The 23,019-nt window shown below is 75.0% G+C and carries 21 protein-coding genes; 10 read left to right on the top strand and 11 right to left on the bottom strand.

Annotated features, from left to right (window positions below; all coding sequences use genetic code 11):
• Window positions 1-29 precede the first annotated feature (29 nt).
• Window positions 30-962, top strand: a complete 933-nt coding sequence (locus J0910_RS08675; protein WP_420158007.1) for an alpha/beta fold hydrolase — start codon at window positions 30-32, stop codon at window positions 960-962.
• Window positions 963-986: 24 nt separating this feature from the next.
• Here the strand turns inward: J0910_RS08675 and J0910_RS08670 are convergent, their stop codons facing one another.
• Window positions 987-1,769: a MerR family transcriptional regulator gene (locus J0910_RS08670; protein ID WP_420158006.1), complete on the bottom strand. Its 783-nt coding sequence runs from the start codon at window positions 1,767-1,769 to the stop codon at window positions 987-989.
• Window positions 1,770-1,873: 104 nt separating this feature from the next.
• On the opposite strand from J0910_RS08670, the gene J0910_RS08665 reads away from it, so the two are divergent.
• The 4 genes from J0910_RS08665 to J0910_RS08650 all read left to right on the top strand — a co-directional run bounded on the left by J0910_RS08665 (window position 1,874) and on the right by J0910_RS08650 (window position 5,745).
• A complete protein-coding gene (locus J0910_RS08665) occupies window positions 1,874-2,716 on the top strand; it encodes an SDR family NAD(P)-dependent oxidoreductase (RefSeq protein ID WP_420158005.1) in 843 nt (280 codons plus the stop codon).
• 64 nt (window positions 2,717-2,780) lie between these two features.
• Window positions 2,781-3,725, top strand: coding sequence for an AurF N-oxygenase family protein (locus J0910_RS08660; protein WP_420158004.1), 945 nt, complete (start codon window positions 2,781-2,783; stop codon window positions 3,723-3,725).
• Between the two features lie 143 nt (window positions 3,726-3,868).
• Window positions 3,869-5,422 carry a flavin-containing monooxygenase gene (locus tag J0910_RS08655; RefSeq protein ID WP_474646588.1) on the top strand — a complete coding sequence of 518 codons (1,554 nt, stop codon included), beginning with the start codon at window positions 3,869-3,871 and terminating at the stop codon, window positions 5,420-5,422.
• 5 nt (window positions 5,423-5,427) lie between these two features.
• The gene (locus tag J0910_RS08650) at window positions 5,428-5,745 is read left to right on the top strand and encodes a DUF4873 domain-containing protein (protein WP_420161922.1); all 318 of its coding nucleotides are present in this window, start codon (window positions 5,428-5,430) and stop codon (window positions 5,743-5,745) included.
• Window positions 5,746-5,882: 137 nt separating this feature from the next.
• Here the strand turns inward: J0910_RS08650 and J0910_RS08645 are convergent, their stop codons facing one another.
• The 5 genes from J0910_RS08645 to lon form a co-directional block, all read right to left on the bottom strand.
• A complete protein-coding gene (locus tag J0910_RS08645; protein WP_420158003.1) occupies window positions 5,883-7,007 on the bottom strand; it encodes an adenosine deaminase in 1,125 nt (374 codons plus the stop codon).
• 223 nt (window positions 7,008-7,230) lie between these two features.
• Window positions 7,231-8,601, bottom strand: coding sequence for a four-carbon acid sugar kinase family protein (locus J0910_RS08640; RefSeq protein ID WP_420158002.1), 1,371 nt, complete (start codon window positions 8,599-8,601; stop codon window positions 7,231-7,233).
• Between the two features lie 101 nt (window positions 8,602-8,702).
• The gene (locus J0910_RS08635; RefSeq protein WP_420158001.1) at window positions 8,703-9,935 is read right to left on the bottom strand and encodes an MFS transporter; all 1,233 of its coding nucleotides are present in this window, start codon (window positions 9,933-9,935) and stop codon (window positions 8,703-8,705) included.
• Window positions 9,936-10,281: 346 nt separating this feature from the next.
• Complete coding sequence (locus J0910_RS08630) at window positions 10,282-11,367, bottom strand: Gfo/Idh/MocA family oxidoreductase (protein WP_420158000.1); 1,086 nt, start codon at window positions 11,365-11,367, stop codon at window positions 10,282-10,284.
• A 133-nt stretch (window positions 11,368-11,500) separates the two neighbouring features.
• Window positions 11,501-13,915 (bottom strand): endopeptidase La, encoded by a 2,415-nt coding sequence (lon, locus tag J0910_RS08625; protein ID WP_420157999.1) that lies wholly within the window; start codon window positions 13,913-13,915, stop codon window positions 11,501-11,503.
• Between the two features lie 205 nt (window positions 13,916-14,120).
• Between lon and J0910_RS08620 the strand changes: the two genes are divergently transcribed.
• The 3 genes from J0910_RS08620 (at window position 14,121) to J0910_RS08610 (ending at window position 17,496) form a co-directional block, all read left to right on the top strand.
• On the top strand, window positions 14,121-15,473 hold the full coding sequence (locus J0910_RS08620) for an ABC transporter substrate-binding protein (protein ID WP_420157998.1): 1,353 nt from the start codon (window positions 14,121-14,123) through the stop codon (window positions 15,471-15,473).
• A 68-nt stretch (window positions 15,474-15,541) separates the two neighbouring features.
• A complete protein-coding gene (locus J0910_RS08615) occupies window positions 15,542-16,522 on the top strand; it encodes a carbohydrate ABC transporter permease (RefSeq protein ID WP_420157997.1) in 981 nt (326 codons plus the stop codon).
• The gene (locus J0910_RS08610) at window positions 16,519-17,496 is read left to right on the top strand and encodes a carbohydrate ABC transporter permease (RefSeq protein WP_420157996.1); all 978 of its coding nucleotides are present in this window, start codon (window positions 16,519-16,521) and stop codon (window positions 17,494-17,496) included. The genes J0910_RS08615 and J0910_RS08610 overlap by 4 nt, the downstream gene beginning before the upstream one ends.
• A 93-nt stretch (window positions 17,497-17,589) precedes the next feature.
• Here the strand turns inward: J0910_RS08610 and J0910_RS08605 are convergent, their stop codons facing one another.
• Entirely contained in the window at window positions 17,590-18,249 is a 660-nt protein-coding gene (locus J0910_RS08605) for a response regulator (protein ID WP_420157995.1), read from the bottom strand.
• Window positions 18,246-19,523 (bottom strand): sensor histidine kinase, encoded by a 1,278-nt coding sequence (locus J0910_RS08600; protein WP_420157994.1) that lies wholly within the window; start codon window positions 19,521-19,523, stop codon window positions 18,246-18,248. The genes J0910_RS08605 and J0910_RS08600 overlap by 4 nt, the downstream gene beginning before the upstream one ends.
• A 134-nt stretch (window positions 19,524-19,657) precedes the next feature.
• On the opposite strand from J0910_RS08600, the gene J0910_RS08595 reads away from it, so the two are divergent.
• A complete protein-coding gene (locus tag J0910_RS08595; RefSeq protein WP_420157993.1) occupies window positions 19,658-19,996 on the top strand; it encodes an SHOCT domain-containing protein in 339 nt (112 codons plus the stop codon).
• A complete protein-coding gene (locus J0910_RS08590) occupies window positions 19,993-20,538 on the top strand; it encodes a hypothetical protein (protein WP_420157992.1) in 546 nt (181 codons plus the stop codon). The genes J0910_RS08595 and J0910_RS08590 overlap by 4 nt, the downstream gene beginning before the upstream one ends.
• A gap of 41 nt (window positions 20,539-20,579) precedes the next feature.
• Here the strand turns inward: J0910_RS08590 and J0910_RS08585 are convergent, their stop codons facing one another.
• The 3 genes from J0910_RS08585 to J0910_RS08575 all read right to left on the bottom strand — a co-directional run bounded on the left by J0910_RS08585 (window position 20,580) and on the right by J0910_RS08575 (window position 23,000).
• Window positions 20,580-21,428 (bottom strand): DUF8017 domain-containing protein, encoded by an 849-nt coding sequence (locus tag J0910_RS08585; RefSeq protein ID WP_420157991.1) that lies wholly within the window; start codon window positions 21,426-21,428, stop codon window positions 20,580-20,582.
• 154 nt (window positions 21,429-21,582) lie between these two features.
• Window positions 21,583-22,461 carry a fructosamine kinase family protein gene (locus J0910_RS08580; RefSeq protein WP_420157990.1) on the bottom strand — a complete coding sequence of 293 codons (879 nt, stop codon included), beginning with the start codon at window positions 22,459-22,461 and terminating at the stop codon, window positions 21,583-21,585.
• A gap of 8 nt (window positions 22,462-22,469) precedes the next feature.
• Entirely contained in the window at window positions 22,470-23,000 is a 531-nt protein-coding gene (locus J0910_RS08575; protein WP_420157989.1) for a low molecular weight protein-tyrosine-phosphatase, read from the bottom strand.
• Window positions 23,001-23,019: the final 19 nt, after the last annotated feature.

Genomic DNA, 23,019 nt, shown 5'->3' with positions numbered 1-23,019 from the left:
CTCCCCCACCCCCCTTGCTGCGAGGCCCCATGACCCACCTGCGCCATGCCGCCGACCGCACCGAGACCCTCCGCACCCCCGACGGCGCCGAACTGCGCATGCACGTGCGCGGCCCGGATCGGGCCCTGCGCACCGTGGTGCTGGCGCACGGCTGGGGGTTCACCTCCGACACCTGGTCCGCGCAGGCGTCCCGGCTGGCCTCGGGGAGCGGCGGCGCCCTCCGGGTGGTCCGCTGGGACCAGCGCGGGCACGGCGGGTCGGGGCGGGGGACCGCGCCGATCACCACGGACCTGCTCGCCGGGGACCTGGCCCTGGTCATCGCCGAGGCCGCGGCGGAGGGCCCGGTGGTGCTGGGCGGGCACTCACTGGGCGGGGCGGCCGTGACCGCGCTGGCGGCGGCCCGCCCGGAGCTGTTCGGCGACCGGGTGTCCGGGGTGCTGCTGGCCGCGGCGACCGCCGGCGGCCTGGACACCACCGGCCCGGAGTTCCCGCTTCCGGAGCGGGCCGGCGGGGCGGCGGTCGGGACGGTGATGCGGACGCTGCGGGCGGCCCCGGGCCCGGTGGAGGCGGTGCGCCGGCTCGCCGCCCCGCACTCCGCGCTCTGGCGGGCGGCGGTCCGGCGCGGCTTCTTCGGCCCGGACGCCCGGGTCGCGGACGTGGCCGCCTGCGCCCAGCAGCTGCACGCGGTACCCGCCGACGTGCTCGGCGAGCACCACGCCGCGCTGATCGGGCACGATGTCCGGGACCGGCTGGACGCGCTGCGCGGCGTCCCGGTCACCGTGCTGGCCGGCGGGCAGGACCGGATGATCGGCCCGAGCCACGCCGGAGAGCTCCTCCGCGCCCTGCCCGGCGCCCGGATGCGCACCGTCGAGCGGGCCGGCCACATGCTCCCGGTCGAGGCGCCCGAGGAGGTCTCCGCCCTGCTCGCCGAGTTGTGCGGGGTCGAGCTCGCCCCGCTCTGACCGGACCGGCCCGGGGAGGGCCGGTCAGGCGGTCTCGGCGGCCTTCCGCTCGGCCTCTTCTGCGTGCTGGGCGGCGATGTGCTCCAGCATGTCGGAGAAGTGGTCGCCGAGGACGTGGTGCATGTGCCGGGCCATGGCGCGGGCGAGCATGGCGTCCACCGCGCTCTGCGCCAGCGGGCGCAGCCGGCGCACCAGGTCGGCGGCCTCCCCTATGTCGCTGCCCTGCAGGATCCCGTCGGGCGCGTGCTCGGCGAGGATGTGGTCGGCGATCTCCCGGACCAGCTCCCCGGCGGCGGCGTCGACGTGCCCCTCCAGCCGCTGGGCGATGTCCAGCACGCTGCTCACCGACATGCCCGCGGCGACCAGCTCGGCGCCGGCGTGCAGCAGGCGGGGGCTGGGCACCCGGAACCGGTCGCCGTCGGCCTCCAGCAGGTTGAGCCGGACCGCCCGCTCGATGTCGGCGTCGGTGACGCCGCCCTTGAACAGCTCCAGCAGCTCGTCGGCGGTGATGTGGCCGGGGATCTCGTCGGTCCAGGGGTCGCCCACCGCCGACTCGAAGCCGAGCACGTCGTTGAGGTCGCCGCCGCGCTCCCAGACCGTGACCAGTTCGCGGATGTTGGCGAAGGTGTAGCCGCGGGCGAGCAGTTGGGCGATCAGCCGCAGCCGGGCCAGGTGCGCCTCGGTGTAGATGCCGACCCGCCCCTCCCTCCGGGGCGGGGAGAGCAGGCCCCGGTCCTGGTAGACGCGCACATTGCGCACGGTCGTGTCGGCGAGGCGCGCCAACTCGTCGATCCGGTATTCGGCCATGGACCCAAGCCTATGGATTCCGCGCCGTTTCCACGACTTGACCCTCTTGCACCGTGACAATGCTCGTTGTAACGTTCCGGCAAGACGTGTGGAGGAGATCACATATGCCCCGACCGACCCTGCGCGGCCTGGCCGGCAAGCGCGTCCTGGTGACCGGAGCCTCCGGCGCCTTCGGCGGCGCCGCCATGCGGGTCCTGCGGCACGTCGGCGCGGACGCGATCGGCCTCGACCGCAAGCCCGACCCGGCCGGCCCCGTGCTCGCCTGCGACGTCGCCGACGCCGCCCAGGTCGGCCGGGCCGTCCCGGAGGCGGTCGAGCGGCTCGGCGGGCTGGACCGGCTGATCCACTTCGCCGGCGTCGGCCCCGCGGTGGACATCGGCGCCATGCCCGACCGGCTCGCCTACGAGGCGCTCGAGGTCAACCTGCTGGGCACCTGGCGGGTCACCGCCGCCGCGCTCCCCGCGCTCCTGCGCGACCGGGGGCGGGTGGTGGTCACCGCCTCGCTGCTGGCCGGCATCGCACTCCCGTTCGCCGGGGCCTACGCCGTCTCCAAGCGCGCGGTCACCGCCTACGCGGACACCCTGCGCGCCGAGTACGGGACGCACATCGGGGTGACCACCGTGCACCCCGGCTACGTCGACACCCCGATCCACGACGCCTCGCGCGCCGCCGGCGCCTCGCTCGACGGGCTGGTCCCCGCCGAGCGGCTCCGGGACACCGTGCTCACCGTGCTGCGCGCGGCCGCGGCCCGCAAGCCGCCCCGCGACACCGCCTCCACCCCGCTGGGCGGCGCCGCACTGCGCCTCGCCCGGCACGCCCCTGCCCTGGCGGACCGGGTCGCGGCGGTGGAGATCGCCGAGCTGGTGCGCACCGGCGAACTCTCCGGCGGCGAGATCACCCGGGGGCTGCGCGAGCGGCACGGCGCGGCCCCGGCCACCGCCCCCTGACGACCTCCGACCGGTCCGGCCCGGCTCCGGGCCACCGCCCGCACCCCCGCGAAGGAGAACCGCGATGACCGTGCAGCCCCCGGCGCCCAAGCCGGCGATCACCGACCGCGAGGACATCGCCAAGCGGCTGCTCCGCTCCTCGGCGAAGGCCTCCTACGACCCGCTCGTCGAGATCGACTGGGACGCGCCCATCGACAAGGAGCGCTACGCCCTCAAGCCGGAGCGCATCTCGCTGTACGGCACCGAGCTGTGGGACCGGCTCAGCGAGGAGCAGCGCAAGGAGCTCAGCCGGCACGAAGTCGCCAGCGTCGCCTCCATCGGGCTGTGGTTCGAGACCATCCTGATGCAGATGCTGGTCCGGCACGCCTACGACCGCGACCCCACCACCGACCACGTCCAGTACGCCTACACCGAGATCGCCGACGAGTGCCGCCACTCGGTGATGTTCGCGAAGATGACGCAGAAGCTCGCCGGCCGGCACTACCGGCCGGACTTCATCACGCACAACCTGGGCCGGCTCTTCAAGGCGATCTCCAACGGCCCGCTGACCTTCGCCGGGGCGCTCTACGTCGAGGAGATCCTGGACCAGCTGCAGCGCGAGGCGATGGTCGACGACACCCTCGACCCGCTGGTGCAGGCCGTCTCCCGGATCCACGTGGTGGAGGAGGCCCGGCACATGCGCTACGCCCGCGAGGAGCTGATCCGCGACTGGGACCACCACGGCCGGGTCTCCAAGGCCTACAGCCGGTTCGTCCTCGGGCTGGTCGTCTACTTCGCCACCACCCGGCTGATCAGCCCCGAGGTCTACACCTCGGTCGGGCTGGACCCGCGCGAGGCCGCCAGGGCCGCCCGCCGCAACCACCACCACACCGACACCAAGACCTGGGCGGCGCGCAAGGTCGTCGCGACCTTCGACAAGGCCGGCCTGCTCGCCGGCCCCGCCAAGTACCTCTGGCGCCGCGCCGGCCTGCTCGGCCGCCCCGGCGCGCCGGCCGCGGTCGCGCGCTGACCTCCCCGGGCCGCGCCGCGGCCCGCACGGACGGCCGGGCCCGCGGGCTCGAACGCGCCCGAGTCCCGCGGGCCCGGCCCCTCCCCTCCCACCCGGGCCCGCCCCGCCCTCCCCGCACCCCGCGCACCGAAGGGACGTTCACGGTGACCGAAAACGAGACGACGCCGCACCACCGGGTGGCCATCATCGGCACCGGGTTCTCCGGCATCGGGATGGCCGCCCGGCTCAAGCGCGCCGGGCTGAAGAGCCTGGCCCTCTTCGAGCGCGCCGGCGACGTCGGCGGGACCTGGCGGGACAACACCTTCCCCGGCGCCGCCTGCGACGTCCCATCGCACCTGTACTCGCTCTCCTTCCGGCTCAACCCGGGCTGGTCGCGGACCTTCTCCCCGCAGGCCGAGATCCAGGACTACCTGCGCCGGGTCGCCGAGGAGGAGGACGTCTACCGGCACGTCCGGTTCCACCACGAGGTCACCGGCGCGCACTGGGAGCCGGACGCCAACCGGTGGCGGATCGAGACCGGCCGGGGCGTGCACACCGCCCAGTTCCTGATCAGCGCGTGCGGCGCACTGGCCGACCCGGCCGTCCCGGACCTGCCCGGGCTCGCCGACTTCGAGGGCACCGTCTTCCACTCCGCCCGGTGGAACCACGACCACGACCTGACCGGGCGCAACGTGGCGGTCATCGGCACCGGCGCCTCGGCGATCCAGTTCGTGCCGCAGATCCAGAAGAGCGTCGGCCGGCTGGACCTGTACCAGCGCACCCCGCCGTGGATCATCCCCAAGCACGACCGCGCCGTGACCCGCGCGGAGAGCTGGCTCTTCAACCACGTGCCCCTCGCCCAGCAGGTGTTCCGGAAGAACATCTACTGGGGCCGGGAGAGCTACGTGCTGGGCTTCGTGAAGTACCCGGCGCTGATGAAGGGCGTCGAGGCGCTCGCCAAGGCGCACCTCAGGCGGCAGGTCCGCGACCCCGCTCTCCGCGCCAAGCTGGTGCCGGACTTCCTGCCCGGGTGCAAGCGGCTGCTGCTCTCCAACGACTACTACCCCGCGCTGGACCGGCCCAACGTCGACGTGGTCACCGACGGGGTCGCCGAGATCCGGGAGAAGTCGATCGTCGCCGCCGACGGCACCGAGCGCGAGGCCGACACCATCATCTTCGGCACCGGGTTCCACGTCACCGACATGCCGGCCGCCAAGGCGGTGCACGGCGCCGACGGCCGGACCCTGTTCGACGTGCACGGCCAGGACCTGGAGGCGCTGAACGGCACCACCGTCGCCGGGTTCCCCAACCTGTTCCTGATGGCCGGCCCCAACACCGGCCCCGGGCACACCTCGCACGTCTTCTTCCTCGAGGCCCAGATGCGCTACATCATGGCGGCGCTGGGCTACGCGGCCCGCAACGGCGCCGACCGGCTGGAGCCGCTGCCCGAGTCGCAGGCCGCCTACGCCGCCCTCATGCAGCACAAGACGCGCGACTCGGTCTGGGTCACCGGCGGGTGCGACAGCTGGTACCTGAACGACAAGGGGCGCAACGTCACGCTCTGGCCCGGGTTCAGCTTCGAGTACGCCCTGCGGACGCTCCGCTTCGACCCGCACAACTACCGGATCCGCTGGGAGGGCGGGGCGCCCCGGGGCCGGGCGCCGGGGCGGGGCCGCGCCGCGGGACGGCGGAGCGGGCGGCGGGAGGTGTCCGCGTGAGCGGCATGGGCGACGACGAGGAGGAGTACGAGGGCCCGGTGACCCTGGTCTTCGGCGGCGACCGGCCGGTCGAGGCCGAGGCGCACATCGCCGGCCACTTCGACCCGCTCAGCGGCGGCTACCGCTGGATCGGGCGGATCTCCGCCTCCCCCGGGGTCGACGCCGAGTTCCGGGCCGGCAACACCGCGGTCCTGGTGCGCACCGCCGCCGGCCACGAGGCGCCCGGCACCCTCACCGAGGCCAACCCGTGGGGCGGGCACCGGCTCACCGGCCGCGGACGGCCGCCCTTCCCGGTCCCCGAGGTCGATCCCGACCAGGACTGACCTGCGGGACCGCCCCCTGAACGCCTCCTCGTGGCATGGGGAGGAAGCGGGTGCCGGGCGGATGGATCGCTGTTATAGGGGACCGTCCATCCGCCCGGTGCGCCGCGCCCGGCCGGCCCTCCGCCGGCCCGCGGCGGTCACCAGGGATCCTCCCGGCGGAAGAAGGACGCGCCGACGTGCTCGGTGCGCAGCCGGGCGAACCCCGGCTTGATCACCCGGTCGATCAGGTCCAGCCGCTCGTCGTGCGGGACGAAGGCCGACTTCATCGCGTTGACGGTGAACCAGCGCAGGGTGTCGATCCCGTAGCCGAACTCCTTGCTCAGCCGGGCGAACTCGCCGCTCATCGAGGTGGCGTTGACCAGCCGCCCGTCGGTGTTGACGGTGACCCGGAAGCGGAGCCGGCGGAGCGTCTCCACCGGGTGCTCGGCGAGCGAGGCGACGGCGCCGGTGTTCACGTTGGACGTCGGGCACAGCTCCAGCGGGATGCGCTTGTCCCGGATGTAGGAGGAGAGCCGGCCCAGCTTGGCGGTGCCGTCCTCGGCGAGCGCGATGTCGTCGACGATCCGGACGCCCTGGCCCAGCCGGTCGGCGCCGCACCACTGGATCGCCTCCCAGATGGAGGAGAGGCCGAACCCCTCGCCCGCGTGCAGGGTGAGGTTGAAGTTCTCCCGCTGGATGTGCTCGCAGGCGGAGATGTGCCGGGTGGGCGGGTAGCCCGCCTCCGGGCCGGCGATGTCGAAGCCGACCACCCCGGCGTCCCGGTAGGCCACCGCCAGGCGGGCGATCTCCATCGAGTCCGCGGCCTGGCGCATCGCGGTGAGCAGCAGGCGGACCCGGATCTCCCGGCCGAACAGCCGGGCCTTGGCGGTGCCGATGCGCAGCCCCTCCAGCGCCGCGTCGACCACCTGCTCGCGGGTGAGCCCCTCCCGGGTGTGCTGCTCGGGGGCGAGCTTGACCTCGGCGTAGACCACGCCGTCCTCGGCCAGGTCCTGGGCGCACTCGACGCCGGCCCGGACCAGGGCGGAGCGGGTCTGCAGCAGGTCGAGCACCGGTTCGTAGCGGGAGAGCTGCTCCTCCTGGGAGCCGTGCGCGGCGCCGGAGAACCACTCCTGGAGCCGGTCCGGGCCGGTCGCCGGGAGGCCCCGGTAGCCGGTCTCGGCGGCCAGGTCGAGCAGGGTCTCCGGGCGGAGCCCGCCGTCCAGGTGGTCGTGGAGGAGCACCTTGGGCATCCGGCGGATCGTTTCGTAGGCGAGTCGGGTCATCGTCCTCCCAAAGCCGTGTCCACCCGGTCCTCCCGGACGGACGCGTTCCGATTAAATTGCCCGAGATCTTAGACCACGGCTCCAGCTCAGCGCGGTTCCGCCGGCTGTGAGACGCCTCTCTCCGGCCCTTCCCCGCCCGCCGGTCCCCGATGCGCGCGGGCGCCGGGACCGCCCGCCGCACCGGGGAAGGGGGCCGGCGGGGCGCCTCCCGGCGCGCGGCCCGTCACCTGCCCGCGGGCCTGCGGGGGCGCGGCCGGGGCGCCGGCGGGATCCGCTCGGGCACCTCGGCGTCGACCTGGTGCAGCCGGGCCTGGGCGAACCTGCGCAGCCGGCCGAAGCACTCGGCCGCCGTGGTGGCGTCGCCCACCAGGCCGCCCTTGGTGATGGCGGGGACCCCGTCCAGCGGGCCGCCGCCGACGGTGCCGTGCACCGCCAGCGGCACGATCTCCCCGGCGACCGCGAACGCCCGCACGCCCAGCTCGTCCAGGAGGCTCGCGGCGAGGTCCCCGCCGGTCAGGTAGAGCCCGGTGGGCAGGGCGTGCGAGCCGGTCCCGGCCTCCAGGGCGCGCACCGCGCGGGCCACCGCCGAGGCGAGCCCGGCGGGCAGCGCGCGCAGCGCGGCGCCCGGGTCCTCGGCGCCCGGCCCCGGGGGGAGCGCCCGCACCACCACGAACTCCGGGAAGACCGCGCCGGTCAGCTGCTCCAGCAGGGCCTCCTCGACCTCCGCGGCGTGGGCTCCGCCCGGTTCGGCCAACCGGACCGGGTCCACGTCGACGAAGCGCACCGGCCCGGTGCGGGCCACCGTCTCCAGCTGGCGCAGGGTGAGCCCGGTGGTGCTGCCGACCACGGCCAGCAGCGGGCCCGGGGCGCCGCCCCGGCCGCCCAGCCGCATCGCGTAGGCCAGCGCGGCCCCGGCCGGCCCGGGGTCGGCCGAAACCCACACCACGCCCTCGCCCCGGGCGGCCTCGGCGGCGGCCTCCGCGATGTCCTCGATCCGGTTCTCGTCCACCGCGTCGCAGAGCACCACCGGCTCGTCCCCGGCGACCAGGTCGGCGGTGAGCAGCTCCCGGGTGACCTGGCGGGCGGGCACGTGCCGGACGGCCAGCTCGGTCTGGTGGGCGAGGATGTCGGCGACCAGGCCGGTCTCCATCGGCCAGAACGGGTCCTCGGCGACCTCGGAGCGCTCCAGCGGCACCCCGTCGAGCAGCTGCACGCCGTCCACGGTGACCCGGCCGGAGGCGGGCAGCGCGGGCACCATGAGCGCCCGCACCCTGCGGCCCGGCAGGCGCTCGCGCACCGCGCGCACCGCCGCCTCCAGCTCCGCGCCGACGTTGCCGCGCAGCGTGCTGTCGGTCCGCTTGACCACCAGCTCCACCGGCCAGACCGCCTCCACCACGTCGGCGACCAGGTCCGCGGCCTGCTCGGCGGTCAGGTGCCGGCTGTCCAGGTTGGCCACCACCACGTCGTAGTCGTCGGCGGCCACCGACACCTGCTCCGGTGTCACGGTGGCCACCCGCATGCCCGCGCGGGCGTAGCGGGCACCGGTGGCATTGGCCCCGGTGAGGTCATCTGCCACGACGAGAACCTGGGCCACGGTAGTCGCTCCTTCGCGCGCCTTTGCGCCGCATCGCTCACTGGGTAAGGGCGCGCCGCCGCCCCTCGGTGGGCCGCGCCGCCCCGGTCACCTCGACTCTCTCACCCGCGGCCGGTGCGCAGGGCCGCCCCGGCGAGGAGCGCGCACGCGCAGAGCGCGAGCACGTAGCCCACGACCGCGTTCCATCCCCAGTGGTCGTAGAGGAGGCCGCCGAGCCAGCCGAAGGCGCTGGAGCCCAGGTAATAACAGAGGGTATAGAGCGCGGAGGCCTGGGCGCGGGCGGCCGGCGCGGCCCGGTGGCCGACCCAGGCCGCGGCGGTGGTGTGCGCGGCGAAGAAGAAGAACGTGAGCAGCAGCAGGCCTGCCGCGACCGCGGTGAAGGCGGGCACCGCGAGCAGGGCCGCGCCGGCGGCCATCGCGATGACCGAGCAGGCCAGCACCGGGTGGCGGCCGAAGCGCTCGATGGCCCGGCCGGTGCCGGCGGAGCTGGCCGTCCCGGCCAGGTAGGCGACGAAGAGGAACGCCACCAGGGTCGGGGAGAGCCCGAACGGCTCACCCGCCATCCGGAAGCCCAGGTAGTTGTAGACGGTCACGAACGCGCCCATGAGCAGCAGGGCCTGGAGGTAGAGCGCGATCATCCCGGGGTCGCGCAGCGCCCCGGCCAAACGGGCGGCCATGCCCGCTCCGCGGTCCCCGGTCCCGCGGCGGCGCGGCCGCCGCACGAAGCCCCGGGCGGGCGGCACCGCGACCAGGAAGACCAGCAGCGCGGCCAGGCCCAGCAGGGAGTCGGCGGCCACGCCCCAGCGCCAGCCGCCGAGGTCGGCCACGGCCCCGGCGACCAGCCTCCCGCTCATCCCGCCGACGGTGTTGCCCGCGATGTAGACGCCCGCGACCCGGCCCAGGTGGGAGGGGGCGATCTCCTCGGCCAGGTAGGCCATGGCGACGGCGGGGACCCCGCCCAGCGCGGCCCCCTGCAGCGCGCGCAGCACCAGCAGCGAGGCGATGTCCGGCGCGAACGGCGCGGCGAGGCCGAGCAGGGTGGACAGGACCAGCGCGGCGGTCATCACCCGCACCCGCCCGAACCGGTCGGCCGCTCCGCTCCACACCAGGACGCAGCCGGCCAGCCCGGCGGTGGCGAAGGAGACGGTCAGCGCGACCGCGGAGGCGGGCGCGCGGAACTCCCCCGCCATCCCCGGCAGCACCGCCTGCACCGCGTAGAGCTGGGCGAACGTGGCGATCCCGGCGGCGGTCATCGCCACCACGACACGCCGGTAGCCGCTGCTCCCCGCCCGGTGCCCGATCCGGTCCCGCCCGTCCTTCAGCGACTCGTCCACTCATCCGACGTTAGCCGCCGCCCTCCGGCCGCCCCCGCACCGGGTCGGCCGGAGGAAGCGGTCGAGGGGGCGGGCGGAGGGGATCGGAGCGCCCGGGGCGCCCGACCGCCCGCATGCGGCGGCCCCCGGGGCCGGACGGCCGCGGCCCGCACGGCCCCCGCCCTGCGCGGGGCCGGGCCGTCGGTTTCAGATCCAGATCGCCGATGGGAGCTTCCGCCCCAGGGCGATGATCTTGGAGTCGCGGGGCCGTCAGAGCGCTCTGACGGCCCCGCGACTCCAAGATCATCGCGGAGGAAGGGCGGGGGCGGGGGTTCTTCCGCGCCCGCCGCCTTCTCCCGTCAGCGATCTAACCCCGTTCGCCGGGGGCGACGACGCGGCCCTCCGCGGCGCTGCGCCGGGCGGCCTCGATGACCTCCAGGCCGTGCACCACCTCGTGCGGCTCGACCGGCACCGGCTCGCCCTCGCCGACCGCGTCCCGCACCCCGGCGTAGAAGTCGGGGTAGGCGCCGCGCACGGCGGGCACCGGGCGGACGTCGTCCTCGGCGCCGACCAGGCCCCAGGCCCCCTCCGGCTGGACGCCCCAGTCCGCGGCGTCCGGGGCCTCCCCCGCGGCCAGCCTGTCCTCCTGGCCGTCCAGGCCCTGGACGGTGAACCCGCCCTGGTCTCCGAGGACGCGGAAGCGCGGCCCGGGGCGGGCGGCCAGCGCGCTCATCCACAGCTGCGAGCGGACCCCGCCGCGGTGGGTCAGCGCCAGGAAGGCGTCATCCTCCGCGGCGACGCCGGCCCGCCGCGCGTCCAGCTCCGCGTAGACGCCGGCCACCGGCCCGAACAGGTTGATCGCCTGGTCGATCAGGTGCGGCCCCAGGTCGTACAGGATGCCCGCGCCCTGCTCGACGGTGCCGCCGTCCCGCCAGGTGTCCTTGGCCTTGGGGCGCCACCGCTCGAACCGGGACTCGAACCGGTGCACCCGGCCGAGCGTCCCCTCGTCGATCAGCCGCCACAGGGTGAGGAAGTCGGAGTCCCAGCGCCGGTTCTGGTAGACGGTGAGCGCCAGGCCGAGCCGCTCGGCCTGCTCGACCAGCCCGCGCGCCCGGTCCGAGCCGAGCGCGAACGGCTTGTCCACCACCACCGACAGCCCGGCCTCCAGCGCGGCGGCGGCCAGCGGAGCGTGCGTGTCGTTCGGCGTGGTCACCACGGCGATCTCGAACTCCCCGGCCCGGGCCCACAGCTCCTCGGCCGAGCCGATCACCTCGGTCCCCGGGTACCGCCGCCGCACCGCCGCGGCCCGCTCCGGGTTCCCGGTCACCACGGCCGCCAGCCTCAGCCCCGGCGTCGCCGCGATCAGCGGCGCGTGGAACACCTCGCCGCCCTTGCCGTACCCGATCAGGACGACGTGCAACTGCGGCCCGCTCTCACCGTTCTCTGAGCTCATGCGCCCCACAGTAGCCATCCCCCGGCACCCGCCCGGCCACCCGGCGGCCGCCGGACCGGGCCGCCCCGCGTGCCGCGCGCGGCACGGGGCCGCCGCCCGGTGCGGGCGGCGGCCCCGTGGGACCGGCGGCGGGTCAGGCCGCGACGGACTCGCGGGCCCCGGCCGGGGAGAGGGCCAGGTCGAGGACCTCGCGGACGTCGGAGACCGGGTGGACGGTGAGCCGCTCCAGGACGTCGTCGGGGACGTCGTCCAGGTCGGGCTCGTTGCGGGCCGGGATGAGGACCGTGGTGATGCCCGCGCGGTGCGCGGCCAGCAGCTTCTGCTTGACCCCGCCGATCGGCAGGACGCGGCCGGTGAGGGAGACCTCTCCGGTCATCGCCACGTCGGAGCGGGCGGGACGGCCGGAGAGCAGGGAGGCCAGGGCGGTCGTCATGGTGACGCCCGCGCTCGGGCCGTCCTTGGGCACGGCGCCCGCGGGGACGTGCAGGTGCACGCCGCGGTCCTTCAGGTCGGCGACCGGCAGCTCCAGTTCGGCGCCGCGGGAGCGCAGGTAGGAGAGGGCGATCTGGGCGGACTCCTTCATCACGTCGCCGAGCTGGCCGGTGAGGGCCAGCCCGGAGGCGCCCGACTCCGGGTCGGCCAGGGAGGCCTCCGCGAAGAGGACGTCGCCGCCGGTTCCGGTGACCGCCAGGCCGGTGGCCACGCCGGGGACCGCGGTGCGCTCCGCCGACTCCGGGGTGTGCCGGGGCCGGCCGATGTAGCCCCTCAGGTCGTCCGGGCCGACCGCGACCGGCAGCTCGGACTCCTGCACCGCCTCCCGGGCCGCGATCTTGCGCAGCACCCGGGCGATGGAGCGCTCCAGTCCGCGCACGCCCGCCTCGCGGGTGTACTCGCCGGCCAGCAGGCGCAGCGCACCGGTGTCGAACTCCACCTCGCCCTCGGCCAGGCCCGCCTTCTCCAGCTGCCGGGGCAGCAGGTGGTCGCGGGCGATCCGCACCTTCTCGTCCTCGGTGTAGCCGTCCAGCTCGACCAGTTCCATCCGGTCCAGCAGCGGGCCCGGGACGGTCTCCAGCGCGTTGGCGGTGGCGAGGAAGACCACGTCGGACAGGTCGAGGTCGACCTCCAGGTAGTGGTCGCGGAAGGTGTGGTTCTGCGCCGGGTCCAGCACCTCCAGCAGGGCGGCGGTGGGGTCGCCCCGGAAGTCGGTGCCGACCTTGTCGATCTCGTCCAGCAGCACCACCGGGTTCATCGACCCGGACTCGCGGATCGCCCGGACGATCCGGCCGGGCAGCGCGCCGACGTAGGTGCGCCGGTGGCCGCGGATCTCCGCCTCGTCGCGGACGCCGCCGAGCGCGACCCGGGTGAACTTCCGCCCCATCGCGCGGGCCACCGACTCCCCCAGCGAGGTCTTGCCGACGCCGGGCGGGCCGACCAGGGCCAGCACCGCGCCGCTGCGCCGGCCGCCGATCACGCCGAGGCCGCGCTCCTCGCGGCGCTTGCGCACCGCCAGGTACTCGATGATCCGCTCCTTGACGTCGTCCAGGCCGGTGTGGTCGGCGTCCAGCACCCGCTGGGCGCCGGAGATGTCGTAGGCGTCGTCGGTGCGGACGTTCCACGGCATGTCCAGCACGGTGTCCAGCCAGGTGCGGATCCACCCGGACTCCGGCGAGGAGTCGCCGGCCCGCTCCAGCTTGTCCACCTCGGCCAGGGCCGCCTCGCGGACGTGCTCGGGGAGGTCGGCCGCCTGCACCCGCTCCCGGTAGTCGTCCTCCTCGCTTCCGGGGCGCCCGTCCAGCTCGTTGAGCTCCTTGCGGATCGCCTCCAGCTGGCGGCGGAGCAGGAACTCGCGCTGCTGCTTGTCGACGCCCTCCTGGACGTCCTTGTCGATGGTCTCGGCGACGTCCAGCTCGGCCAGGTACTCGCGGGTCCACTCGACCAGCAGGCGGAGCCGCTCGGCGACGTCGTAGGCCTGGAGCAGCCGGAGCTTCTGGTCGGTCTTGAGGAACGGCGAGTAGCCGCCGCGGTCGGCCAGCCGGCCGGGGTCCTCGGTCTGCTGGATGGCGTCGATCGCCTGCCAGGCGCCGCGCTTCTGCAGGAAGGTCGCGGCCAGGGTCCTGTACTCGCGGGCGAGCTCGGTGACCTTGCCGGGGTAGCCGCCCTCGGGGGCGGCCTCCTCGTGCACCTCGACCGAGACCCACAGGGCCGCGCCGGGGCCGGTGGTGCCGGCGCCCACCCGGGCGCGGGCCGCACCGCGCAGCACCGCGGCGGGCTCCCCCTGCGGGGTGCGCCCGACCTGCTCGACGAGGGCGACGGTGCCCACGCCGGCGTAGGAGCCGTCGACGCGCGGAACGATCAGGACCCGGGGCCTGGCCGGCTCGGAGCGGATGCCGGGGGCACCGGGGGCGTCCTTCGCGGCGGCCTGCGCCGCCTCGACGGCCGCGCGGACCTCGGAGTCGGACAGATCCACCGGCACCACCATGCCGGGGAGCACGACGTCGTCATCAAGGGGGAGAACCGGCAGCGTCGCACCGGTGTGCGCTTCACTCATCGAACCCTCCATGGTTGAGTCACTTTCACTCAATAAAGAAGAGTCCGAGTTTCTTCCCGCCTTGCTGTTCGCCGTGAGCGATCACGGCCGTGACTGAACCGTTGCCGTCCGCATCGCGCCCGGCCCTGGACATCCGCCCCGGTAGGCACTTACATCGGTGGCCACCGGTCTATACCAGTTGCCGGGTGTTCCTGGAGGTGTGCGCATGGCCCCGTTCCCGCCCCCGACACCGAGACTCCGCCTGGCCGCCGCCGGCATGCCGCTGGTCCTGCTGGCCGGCGGCTGCGCCTACCTGGCCGGCGAGAGCGGCGGAGGGGCCGACCAGGACTCCGCCGCCTGCGAGCCCTACGCCGAGTGGCAGGACATCGGCGGCACCGTGGAGATCTACGGGCCCATCCGGGAGGAGGAGGGCGAGCGCCTGGAGCAGGCCTGGTCGGAGTTCTCCGACTGCACCGGGATCGAGATCGCCTACGAGGGCAGCGGCGAGTTCGAGGCGCAGATCCAGGTCAAGGTGGACGGCGGGAACGCCCCGGACATCGGCATCTTCCCGCAGCCCGGCCTGCTCGCCCGGTTCATGGAGTCCGGCGACGCGCTGCCGCTGCCCGAGGGCGCCCGGGAGCGCGCCGAGCAGGGCTGGAGCGAGGACTGGCTCTCCTACGTGGAGCACGACGGCGAGCTGTACGCCACCCCGCAGGCCGCCAACGTGAAATCGCTGGTCTGGTACTCGCCCGCGGTCTTCGAGGAGAACGGCTACGAGATCCCCGAGACCTGGGACGAGATGATCGACCTCTCCGACACGATGGCCGAGGACGGGCTCAAGCCCTGGTGCGCCGGGATCGAGTCGGGCGAGGCCACCGGCTGGCCCGCCACCGACTGGCTGGAGAACGCGGTGCTGCGCGAGCACGGCCCCGAGGTCTACGACCAGTGGATCGAGCACGAGATCCCGTTCGACGACCCGAAGATCGTCGACGCCCTGGACCGGGTGGACGGCGTGCTGCGCAACCCGGACTACGTCAACGGCGGCCACGGCGGCGTGAAGTCCATCGCGACCACCTCCCAGCAGGACGCCGGGCTCCCGGTCCACGAGGGCGAGTGCGGCCAGTACATGATGGGCTCCTTCTACGCCGCGAACTGGCCGGAGGAGACCGACATCTCCGAGGGCGGCGACATCTACGCCTACAACCTGCCGCCCATCGACCCCGAGATCGGCACCCCCATCGTCGGCGGCGGCGAGTTCGCGGCGGCCTTCGCCGACCGCCCCGAGGTGGTCGCGGTCCAGGAGTACCTGGCCACCGCCGAGTTCGCGAACAGCCGGGCCGAGCTGGGCCGGTGGTTCTCCGCCCACCGCGACCTCGACCAGGAGCTGCTGGAGAACCCGATCGACCGGCTCTCCTCCGAGCTGCTCCGCGACCCGGACGTGGTGTTCCGCTGGGACGGCGGCGACTACATGCCGGCCGCGGTCGGCTCGGGCACCTTCTGGCGCGGGATGACCGACTGGATCAACGGCAAGGGGACCGAGGAGACCCTCGGCTACATCGAGGACTCCTGGAAGGACTGAGGGCCGGCCGGGCCGGGTGAGCCCCGGCCCGGCCCCACGCGCACCCGCGGCGGGCGATCTGGAGGACCATGGGCTTCGACGTGTTCGAGGAGCTGCCCAAGCTCCTGTGGCTGCTGATCGCCGTCTCCGCGTTCCTCGCGGCGATCGGGCTGGTGCTGCTGGTGGTGGACCGCGGGCCGCGGACCCGGCACGAGTGGTGGCAGGCCGCCTGCTTCCTCGGCCCGGCCGCGCTGCTGCTCGGGGTCGGCCTGGTCTACCCGGTGCTCCGCACCACCATGCTGTCCTTCATGGACGGCCCCGGTGAGGCCTGGGTCGGGTTCCGCAACTACGTGTGGATGTTCACCCGCCCGGAGATCCTCCTGGTGCTCCGGAACACCCTGCTGTGGGTGCTCATCGCGCCGGTGCTGGCCACCGCCACCGGGCTGGCCTACGCGGTGCTGGTGGACCGCTCCCGCTACGAGTCGCTCGCCAAGTCGCTGCTGTTCATGCCGATGGCGATCTCCTTCGTCGGCGCCAGCATCATCTGGAAGTTCGTCTACGCCTACCGGCCCCCCGAGGCGGAGCAGATCGGCGTGCTCAACGCGCTGTGGACCGCGGCCGGCGGCGAGCCCCGGCAGTGGCTGCTGGAGCAGCCGCTCAACAGCCTGCTGCTGATCGTGGTGCTGATCTGGATCCAGGCCGGGTTCGCCATGGTGATCCAGTCCGCGGCGATCAAGGCGATCCCCACCGAGATCGTGGAGGCCGCCCGGATCGACGGGGTGAGCCCCTGGCAGCTGTTCTGGCGGGTCACCCTGCCGATGATCTGGCCGACCACCGCGGTCGTGCTGATCACCATCTCGGTGCAGACCCTCAAGGTGTTCGACATCGTCCGCACCGTCACCGGGGGCCAGTTCTCCACCTCGGTGATCGCCAACGAGATGTACAACCAGGCGTTCCGCTACGGGGAGCTGGGGCAGGGCTCGGCGCTGGCGGTCTTCCTGTTCGTGCTGGTCGTCCCGCTCGTGCTGATCCAGATCCGCAACACCCGGCGTTCCAGGGAGGCCGCGTGACACAGCAGCGACGGACCGCGCCCGCGCGCTCGGCCTCCGCCCGCACCGCCCCCTCCCGCACCGGCGGCGGGAGCGCCGCCCGGGTGCGCCGCCGGCTCTCCGGCGCCGGGGGCAGCGCGGCGGCGATCGTGATCGCCCTGCTGTGGACCGTGCCCACCGCCGGGCTGCTCGTCTCCTCCTTCCGCCCCGAGCAGGACATCAAGACCACCGGCTGGTGGACCCTGCTCTCCGACCCCGCGCTGACCCTGCGCAACTACCGGGACGTGCTCTTCGGCGGCTCCAGCGACGGGCAGCTGGCCAGCCACTTCGTCAACTCCTTCGCCATCACGGTGCCGGCCATGGTGTTCGTGGTGCTGCTGGCCGCGCTGGCCGCCTACTGCCTGGCGTGGATGCGCTTCCCCGGGCGCGACTGGGTGTTCATCGGGATCTTCGCGCTGCAGATCGTGCCGCTGCAGATGTCGCTGGTACCGCTGCTCCGGCTGTTCTCCGAGGGGATGTCGGTCGGCGGCGTCCAGGTGCTGCCCGCCTGGGAGCTGCCCGGGGCCTTCCAGTTCACCACCGTGTGGATCGCGCACACCATCTTCGGGCTGCCGCTCGGCATCTTCCTGATGCACAACTTCGTGTCCCGGCTCCCCTCCAGCATCATCGAGGCGGCCCGCGCCGACGGCGCCGGGCACGGCACGATCTTCGGCCGCATCGTGCTGCCGCTGACCGTGCCGGCCCTGGTGTCGCTGGCCATCTTCCAGTTCCTGTGGGTCTGGAACGACCTGCTCGTCGCGCTCATCTTCGCCGGGGGCAGCGTGGACGTCGCCCCGCTCACCGTGCGCCTGGCCGAGCTGGCCGGCACCCGCGGCAACGAGTGGCAGCGGCTGACCGCGGGCGCCTTCGTCTCGATGGTGGTGCCGCTGCTGGTCTTCTTCTCCCTGCAGCGCTACTTCGCCCGCGGCCTGATGGCCGGGAGCATGAAGGGCTAGCGGCGCCCCTCACCGCCGATGATCTTGACGTTGCGGGGGCATCAGAGCGTCCTGATGCCCCCGCAACGTCAAGATCATCGGCCCGGGGGCGGCTCAGCGCACCAGGCCCGCCCGGTAGGCGATGACCACCAGCTGGGCGCGGTCCCGGGCGCGCAGCTTGACCATGGCCCGGCTGACGTGGGTGCGCGCGGTCGCCGGGCTGACGAACAGCCGCTCGGCGATCTCGGCGTTGGACAGCCCCTCGCCGACCAGGGAGAGCACCTCCCGCTCCCGCTCGGTCAGCCCGCCCAGGTCGGGGCGGGGCCCCTCGGCCGACGGCGCGGCCGCGGTGAAGGAGGCGATCACCCGCCGGGTGACCGACGGGGAGAGCAGCGACTCCCCCTCCGCGGCCAGCCGGATCGCGCGCAGCAGCTCCTCCGGCGGGCTGTCCTTGATCAGGAACCCGGCCGCGCCGGCGCGCAGCGCGTCGAAGACGTACTCGTCCAGCTCGAAGGTGGTCAGCACCACCACCCGGGTGCCGGCCAGCTCCTCGTCGGCGGCGATGGCGCGGAGCGCCTCGATGCCGTTCATCACCGGCATCCGGACGTCCATCAGCAGCACGTCGGGGCGGTCCCGGCGGACCAGCTCGACGGCCTCGGCGCCGTCCGCGGCCTCCCCGGCGAGCTCCAGCCCGTCCTCCTCCTCGATGAGCACCCGCAGGCCCATCCGGACCAGCGCCTGGTCGTCGGCGAGGCCGACGCGGACCGCGCTCACCGGCCGCTCCTGGGGGCGCCCAGCGGCAGCCGGGCGCGGACCGCGAAGCCGCCCTCCGGCCGGGGCCCGGCGTGCAGGTTCCCGCCGACCGCGCGGGCCCGCTCGCGCATCCCGGCGATCCCGCTCCCCTCGGCGTGCTCGGGGACGGCGGCACCGCCGTTCTCGATCTCCACAGCGACCTCCGTGCGCTCGTAGCCGATCCGGACCCGCGCCTCGGCCCCGGGGGCGTGCCGGAGCGCGTTGGTCAGCGCCTCCTGCACGATCCGGTAGGCGGCGTGGTCGACCGCCGCGGGCGGGACCACCGGGCTTCCATCAGTGTGCACCGAGACGCGCTGCCCGGCCGACTCCATCCGGGCCGCGAGCTCGCCCAGCCGGTCCAGGCCGGGCAGCGGGGCCCGGTCGTCGCCGGGGGCGGGCGCCGGGGCGGCGCCGTCGCCCTCGCGGAACACCGCCAGCGTGCCGCGCAGCTCCTCCAGCGCGTCCTTGCTGGTGGAGCGGATCGCGGCGAGGGAGTCGCGGACCCGGTCGGGGCGCTTGTCCAGCACGTGCAGCGCCACGCCGGCCTGCATGTTGATCACCGAGAGGCTGTGCCCGACCAGGTCGTGCACCTCCCGGGCGATGCGCAGCCGCTCCTCGTAGGCGGAGCGGCGCAGCTCCTCGCGGCGCTCCTGCAGGGCGTTCTCCCGGCGGCCGCGGACCGTGACGCCGACGGCGAGCGCCGCGAGCAGCAGCGCGGTGTAGGGGACGGCCGCCGCGTAGGTGGAGGCGTCCAGCAGCCCCAGGTAGGGCCGGCCGGCCCCGGCGGCCGGGAGGAGCGGCGCGGCGGCCGCGGTCCACGGCGCCCAGGAGCGCAGCGGCGCCCGGGACGCCATGGTGTAGGCGGTCACCACGGCGCCGGCCAGGATCGGCCCGGTCCCGCCGGCCTCGACGGCGAACAGCGCGGCGGCCGGCGCGGCGACGGCGAACGCGGCCCTCGGGTAGAACCGGCGCAGCGCCACCGCCAGGGCGACCGCCCAGATGCAGGCGAAGGCGAGCGGCTCCGGCGGGAGCGGGCCGGCCCCCGCCCACGGCGGGCCGTCCCCCCAGTCCGGCGGCCCCTTCCAGGGAGGCCCGCCGCCCGGGCCGTCCGCCGGGGGCGGGCCGGGGGCCCGCACGGCGCGCAGGAAGACGGCCGAGAAGGCCAGGACGAGCAGGCCCAGTGGCACGTCGAGGGCGAGCCGCCGGGCGGCGCCGGACCGCCACGGGGCGCGGGCCCTCTCAAGGAACGACCTCACACCGGTGACGTTAGCCCGGCGGGCCGGCCCCGCGCGTCGGCCGGGGAGCGTAGTGCGCGTCGTCGCCGGAGCGTAGCCGCGGTGACGACGGCCGGACGATGCGCGCGACCGGCCGGCGGGCGGACGGTGGGTCCATGACCACGATGCTCACCGCCGCGGCCGAGGCCGCGACCCGATACGGACCCGGGTGGGCCGGCCACGGCCCGCCGCCCTTCGCACCCTTCGCTGGAGCCGCCATGCTGTGCCTGCTGATCCTGCTCATCGCCCTCGGCGCCTTCCTGCTGATCCGCGCCAAGAAGGGGCACCACCGGCCGCCGTGGGCCGGCGGTCCCGCCGCCGAGAGCCCGGAGAACGCCGCCCGCCGGGTGCTGGCGGAGCGCTTCGCCAAGGGCGACATCACCGTCGAGGAGTTCATGGAGCGCGCCAGCGCGCTGAACTGGACGCCCGGCCGGGACGGAAAGGACCGGCGGTGACCACCGCTCCGGCCGCCGCGGGACCGCCGGGCGCGGTGCGCGCCCGGCGGCTCCCGCCGGGGTGGCGGAAGGCCGCGCTGAGCCTGCACGTGACCGCCTCGGCGGGCTGGGTCGGCGTGCACGGGAGCCTGCTGACCCTGGCCGCCCTGGGGTGGGCGACCGGCTCCGAGGCGACCCGGGAGGCCGCCTACGGCGCCGCCGGGCTCCTGTCCGGCCTGCTCGTCCTGCCGCTGAGCCTGACCGCGCTGGCCAGCGGGCTGGTCCTGTCCCTGGGCACCCCGTGGGGGCTGTTCCGGCACTACTGGGTGGCGGTCAAGCTGGGGCTGACCGCGCTGCTGGTCGCCGGGAGCAACCTGAGCATCGGCCCGGCCGTCCGCGCGATCGGCGCGGACCCGGCCGCGGCCGGCGCGGCCGACCGCGCCTCCGCGCTCGGCGCGCTGTCGGTCTCGTTCACCGTGCTGCTGGCGACGGTGCTGCTCTCCACGGTCAAGCCGTTCGGCAGGATCCCCCGCCGCCCCGCCCGCCGGGGCGCGGACCGGTGAACCCGGTGTCCGGGCGCCCGGGGCGCGCCGCCGGCGCCGGGTCAGCCGATGTCGCGGACGCTCTCGATGATCCTGCGCATCCGGGACTCGCTCAGCGCGTCGGGGACGCCGGCGTCGGCCACCACGCTCAGCGTGCGCAGCCGCCCCTCGCGCTCCTCGTCGGGGAAGGCCGCGGTGTAGACCACGGCCTTCTCCGGCGCGCACTCGCTCAGCCCGCCGGGGACGGTGACGTCCACGATGGCCAGGTGCCCGGAGAGCCCGTTGACCTCCAGCGCCTCGACCGACCGGACCTCGGTGGAGGAGGCCTGGTCCTCCTTCTCCCCGCTGTAGCCCAGCTCGCCCCAGAGCTCGGCGACCTTCGGCACGGAGGCCTCGGTGTCGGTGGAGTCCAGCACGCCGAAGGCGCCGACGTCGGCGCGGGCGCCCCAGTCCTCGCAGGGCGACCTGAGGTAGGAGGCGGCGCCCTCCCAGACGTAGTCCAGCTCCCCGTCGCCGTTCTCGTCGAAGCCGATGTCGTTGCCGCGCCCGGGGGAGAGCGTCCAGTCGCTGTAGGGCACCTCGTAGTAGAAGTCGTAGAACTCGGCGGTCGCCAGTTTCCAGCCCGGGTTGACCAGGTCGTCGGCGCCCGAGGAGGCCTCCGGGGAGGGCTCGGGGGACTCCTCCGAGGCCGGGGAGGCGCTCGGGGCCGGGGAGGCTGCGGTGCCGCCGCCCTCCCGCCCCTCGCCGCGGAAGGACCAGACCACGACGCCGATCGCGATGGCCGCGGCCGCGACCATGACCAGCGCCAGGGAGACGATGAGGATGCGGTTGCCCGCGCTCTGCCGGCCCGGTGGCGGTCCGCCCGGCATCGGGCCCTGCGGCGGCCCGTAGCCTCCACCCTGATAACTCACTGGTCTCTCCTGGTCGCGCCCCGTGTACGGGGGATCGGGGCGATCGGGGGTACGTCAGGTGAGACTTTAGAGCAGGTCCGGCGGTTCCCCGCGGCCGGGGATCAGGCCGGGCCGGGCCGGACCCGGCCATCTCCGCGGGGCGGGCCCCCGGGGGTCACGCCGGGCCGCGCAGCGCGGCGCGGGCGGTGTCCATGGCGGTGGTGCGGTAGGCCGCGCCGAACAGGCAGACGTGCACCAGCAGCGGGAAGAGCTGGTGCAGGGCGATGCGGCCGCGCCAGCCGGCCGCCAGCGGCGCCGCCTCGTTGTAGGCGTCCCGGACCCGGTCCAGGTGCGGCAGGCCGAACAGGGCCAGCATCGCCAGGTCGGCCTCGCGGTGGCCGCCGCAGGCCGCCGGGTCGACCAGCAGCGCCCCGTCGTCCTGCCAGATGACGTTGCCGCCCCACAGGTCGCCGTGGATCCGGGCGGGCGGCTCCGGCTCGCCGGCGAGCTCCTCGACCGCGCCGATGACCTTCTCCACCTCGCGCACGTCGCCCGGGGTGAGGGCGCCGCGGTCGGCGGCGCGCCGCAGGAAGGGCTCCAGCCTGCGGGTGGCGTAGAACTCCGGCCACTCCGGGTGCGGGGCGTTGTCCAGCGGGAGCGGGCCGATGTAGCCGTCCCTGGGGGCGCCGAAGGAGTCCGCGCCGGCCAGGTGCATCGAGGCGAGCTGGTGGCCGAACCGCTCGGCGGCCTCCGGGGAGGGCGGGCGGGCCTCGGCCCAGGGCAGCACCAGGGTCGCGTCGTCCCAGCCCTGCACCGGCGCCGCGGGGGACCCGAAGGACCGGCCCAGCCAGTCCAGGCCGAGCGCCTCGGCGCGGAACAGCCCGGGGAAGCCGGTGTCCCCCTCGGGGAGCGCCTTGGCGAACAGCGGCGGACCGTCGGCGGTGTCCACCCGGTAGGTGCGCCAGGCGTGCGAGGCCCCGAGGTCGTGCGCCCGGACCGCGTCGCGGCCGGCCAGTTCGCCCACCCGGGCGGCGATCCGCTCCTCGCTGTCCACTCGGCCTCCTAGCGCGCGCGGGCGGGGTCGGTGCCGAGGCGCTCGGCGAGCTCTTCGGCCAGCCCCTTGGCGGCCGCCTCGACCATGGTCAGCACGGCGGTGAAGCCGTCCTCGCCGCCGTAGTAGGGGTCGGGGATCTCCGGGTTGGCGCCGGTGCCCGGCGCGAACGAGCGGAACAGCGCGATCCGGGAGCGGGACTCCTCGTCCGGGGCCAGGGCGCGCAGCTCGTCGAGGTTGTCGGTGTCCATGACCAGGACGAGGTCGCGCTCGGCGAACCAGGACGGGGCGAACCTCCGCGCCTCGTGGCCGGTGGGGTAGCCGTGCACCCGCAGCGTCGCCGCGGCGCGGGCGTCCATCCCGGAGCCGATGTGCCAGCCGCCGGTCCCGGCGCTGTCCACCTCGACCCGGTCGGCGATGCCGGCGCGCTGCAGGTCGGAGACGAGGACCTTCTCCGCCATCGGCGACCGGCAGATGTTGCCGAGGCACACGAGGATGATGCGGTAGGCGCCCGCGGTCCTGCGGGGTTCGGGCAAGCTCATGACCCCACCGTATTCCAGT

Source organism: Nocardiopsis oceanisediminis (assembly GCF_048595525.1).
GTDB lineage: Bacteria > Actinomycetota > Actinomycetes > Streptosporangiales > Streptosporangiaceae > Nocardiopsis_A > Nocardiopsis_A oceanisediminis.
This window is presented reverse-complemented; position numbering and strand designations above follow the sequence as displayed.

Bases quoted from the DNA above. Each gene is read 5' to 3' on its own strand.
- J0910_RS08670 (WP_420158006.1), bottom strand. From the start codon at position 1,769: ATGGCCGAATACCGGATCGACGAGTTGGCGCGCCTCGCCGACACGACC.
- J0910_RS08650 (WP_420161922.1), top strand. From the start codon at position 5,428: ATGGGCGACGACGAGGAGGAGTACGAGGGCCCGGTGACCCTGGTCTTC.
- J0910_RS08615 (WP_420157997.1), top strand. From the start codon at position 15,542: ATGGGCTTCGACGTGTTCGAGGAGCTGCCCAAGCTCCTGTGGCTGCTG.
- lon (WP_420157999.1), bottom strand. From the start codon at position 13,915: ATGAGTGAAGCGCACACCGGTGCGACGCTGCCGGTTCTCCCCCTTGAT.
- J0910_RS08575 (WP_420157989.1), bottom strand. From the start codon at position 23,000: ATGAGCTTGCCCGAACCCCGCAGGACCGCGGGCGCCTACCGCATCATC.
- J0910_RS08675 (WP_420158007.1), top strand. From the start codon at position 30: ATGACCCACCTGCGCCATGCCGCCGACCGCACCGAGACCCTCCGCACC.
- J0910_RS08595 (WP_420157993.1), top strand. From the start codon at position 19,658: ATGACCACGATGCTCACCGCCGCGGCCGAGGCCGCGACCCGATACGGA.
- J0910_RS08665 (WP_420158005.1), top strand. From the start codon at position 1,874: ATGCCCCGACCGACCCTGCGCGGCCTGGCCGGCAAGCGCGTCCTGGTG.
- J0910_RS08645 (WP_420158003.1), bottom strand. From the start codon at position 7,007: ATGACCCGACTCGCCTACGAAACGATCCGCCGGATGCCCAAGGTGCTC.
- J0910_RS08620 (WP_420157998.1), top strand. From the start codon at position 14,121: ATGGCCCCGTTCCCGCCCCCGACACCGAGACTCCGCCTGGCCGCCGCC.
- J0910_RS08660 (WP_420158004.1), top strand. From the start codon at position 2,781: ATGACCGTGCAGCCCCCGGCGCCCAAGCCGGCGATCACCGACCGCGAG.
- J0910_RS08630 (WP_420158000.1), bottom strand. From the start codon at position 11,367: ATGAGCTCAGAGAACGGTGAGAGCGGGCCGCAGTTGCACGTCGTCCTG.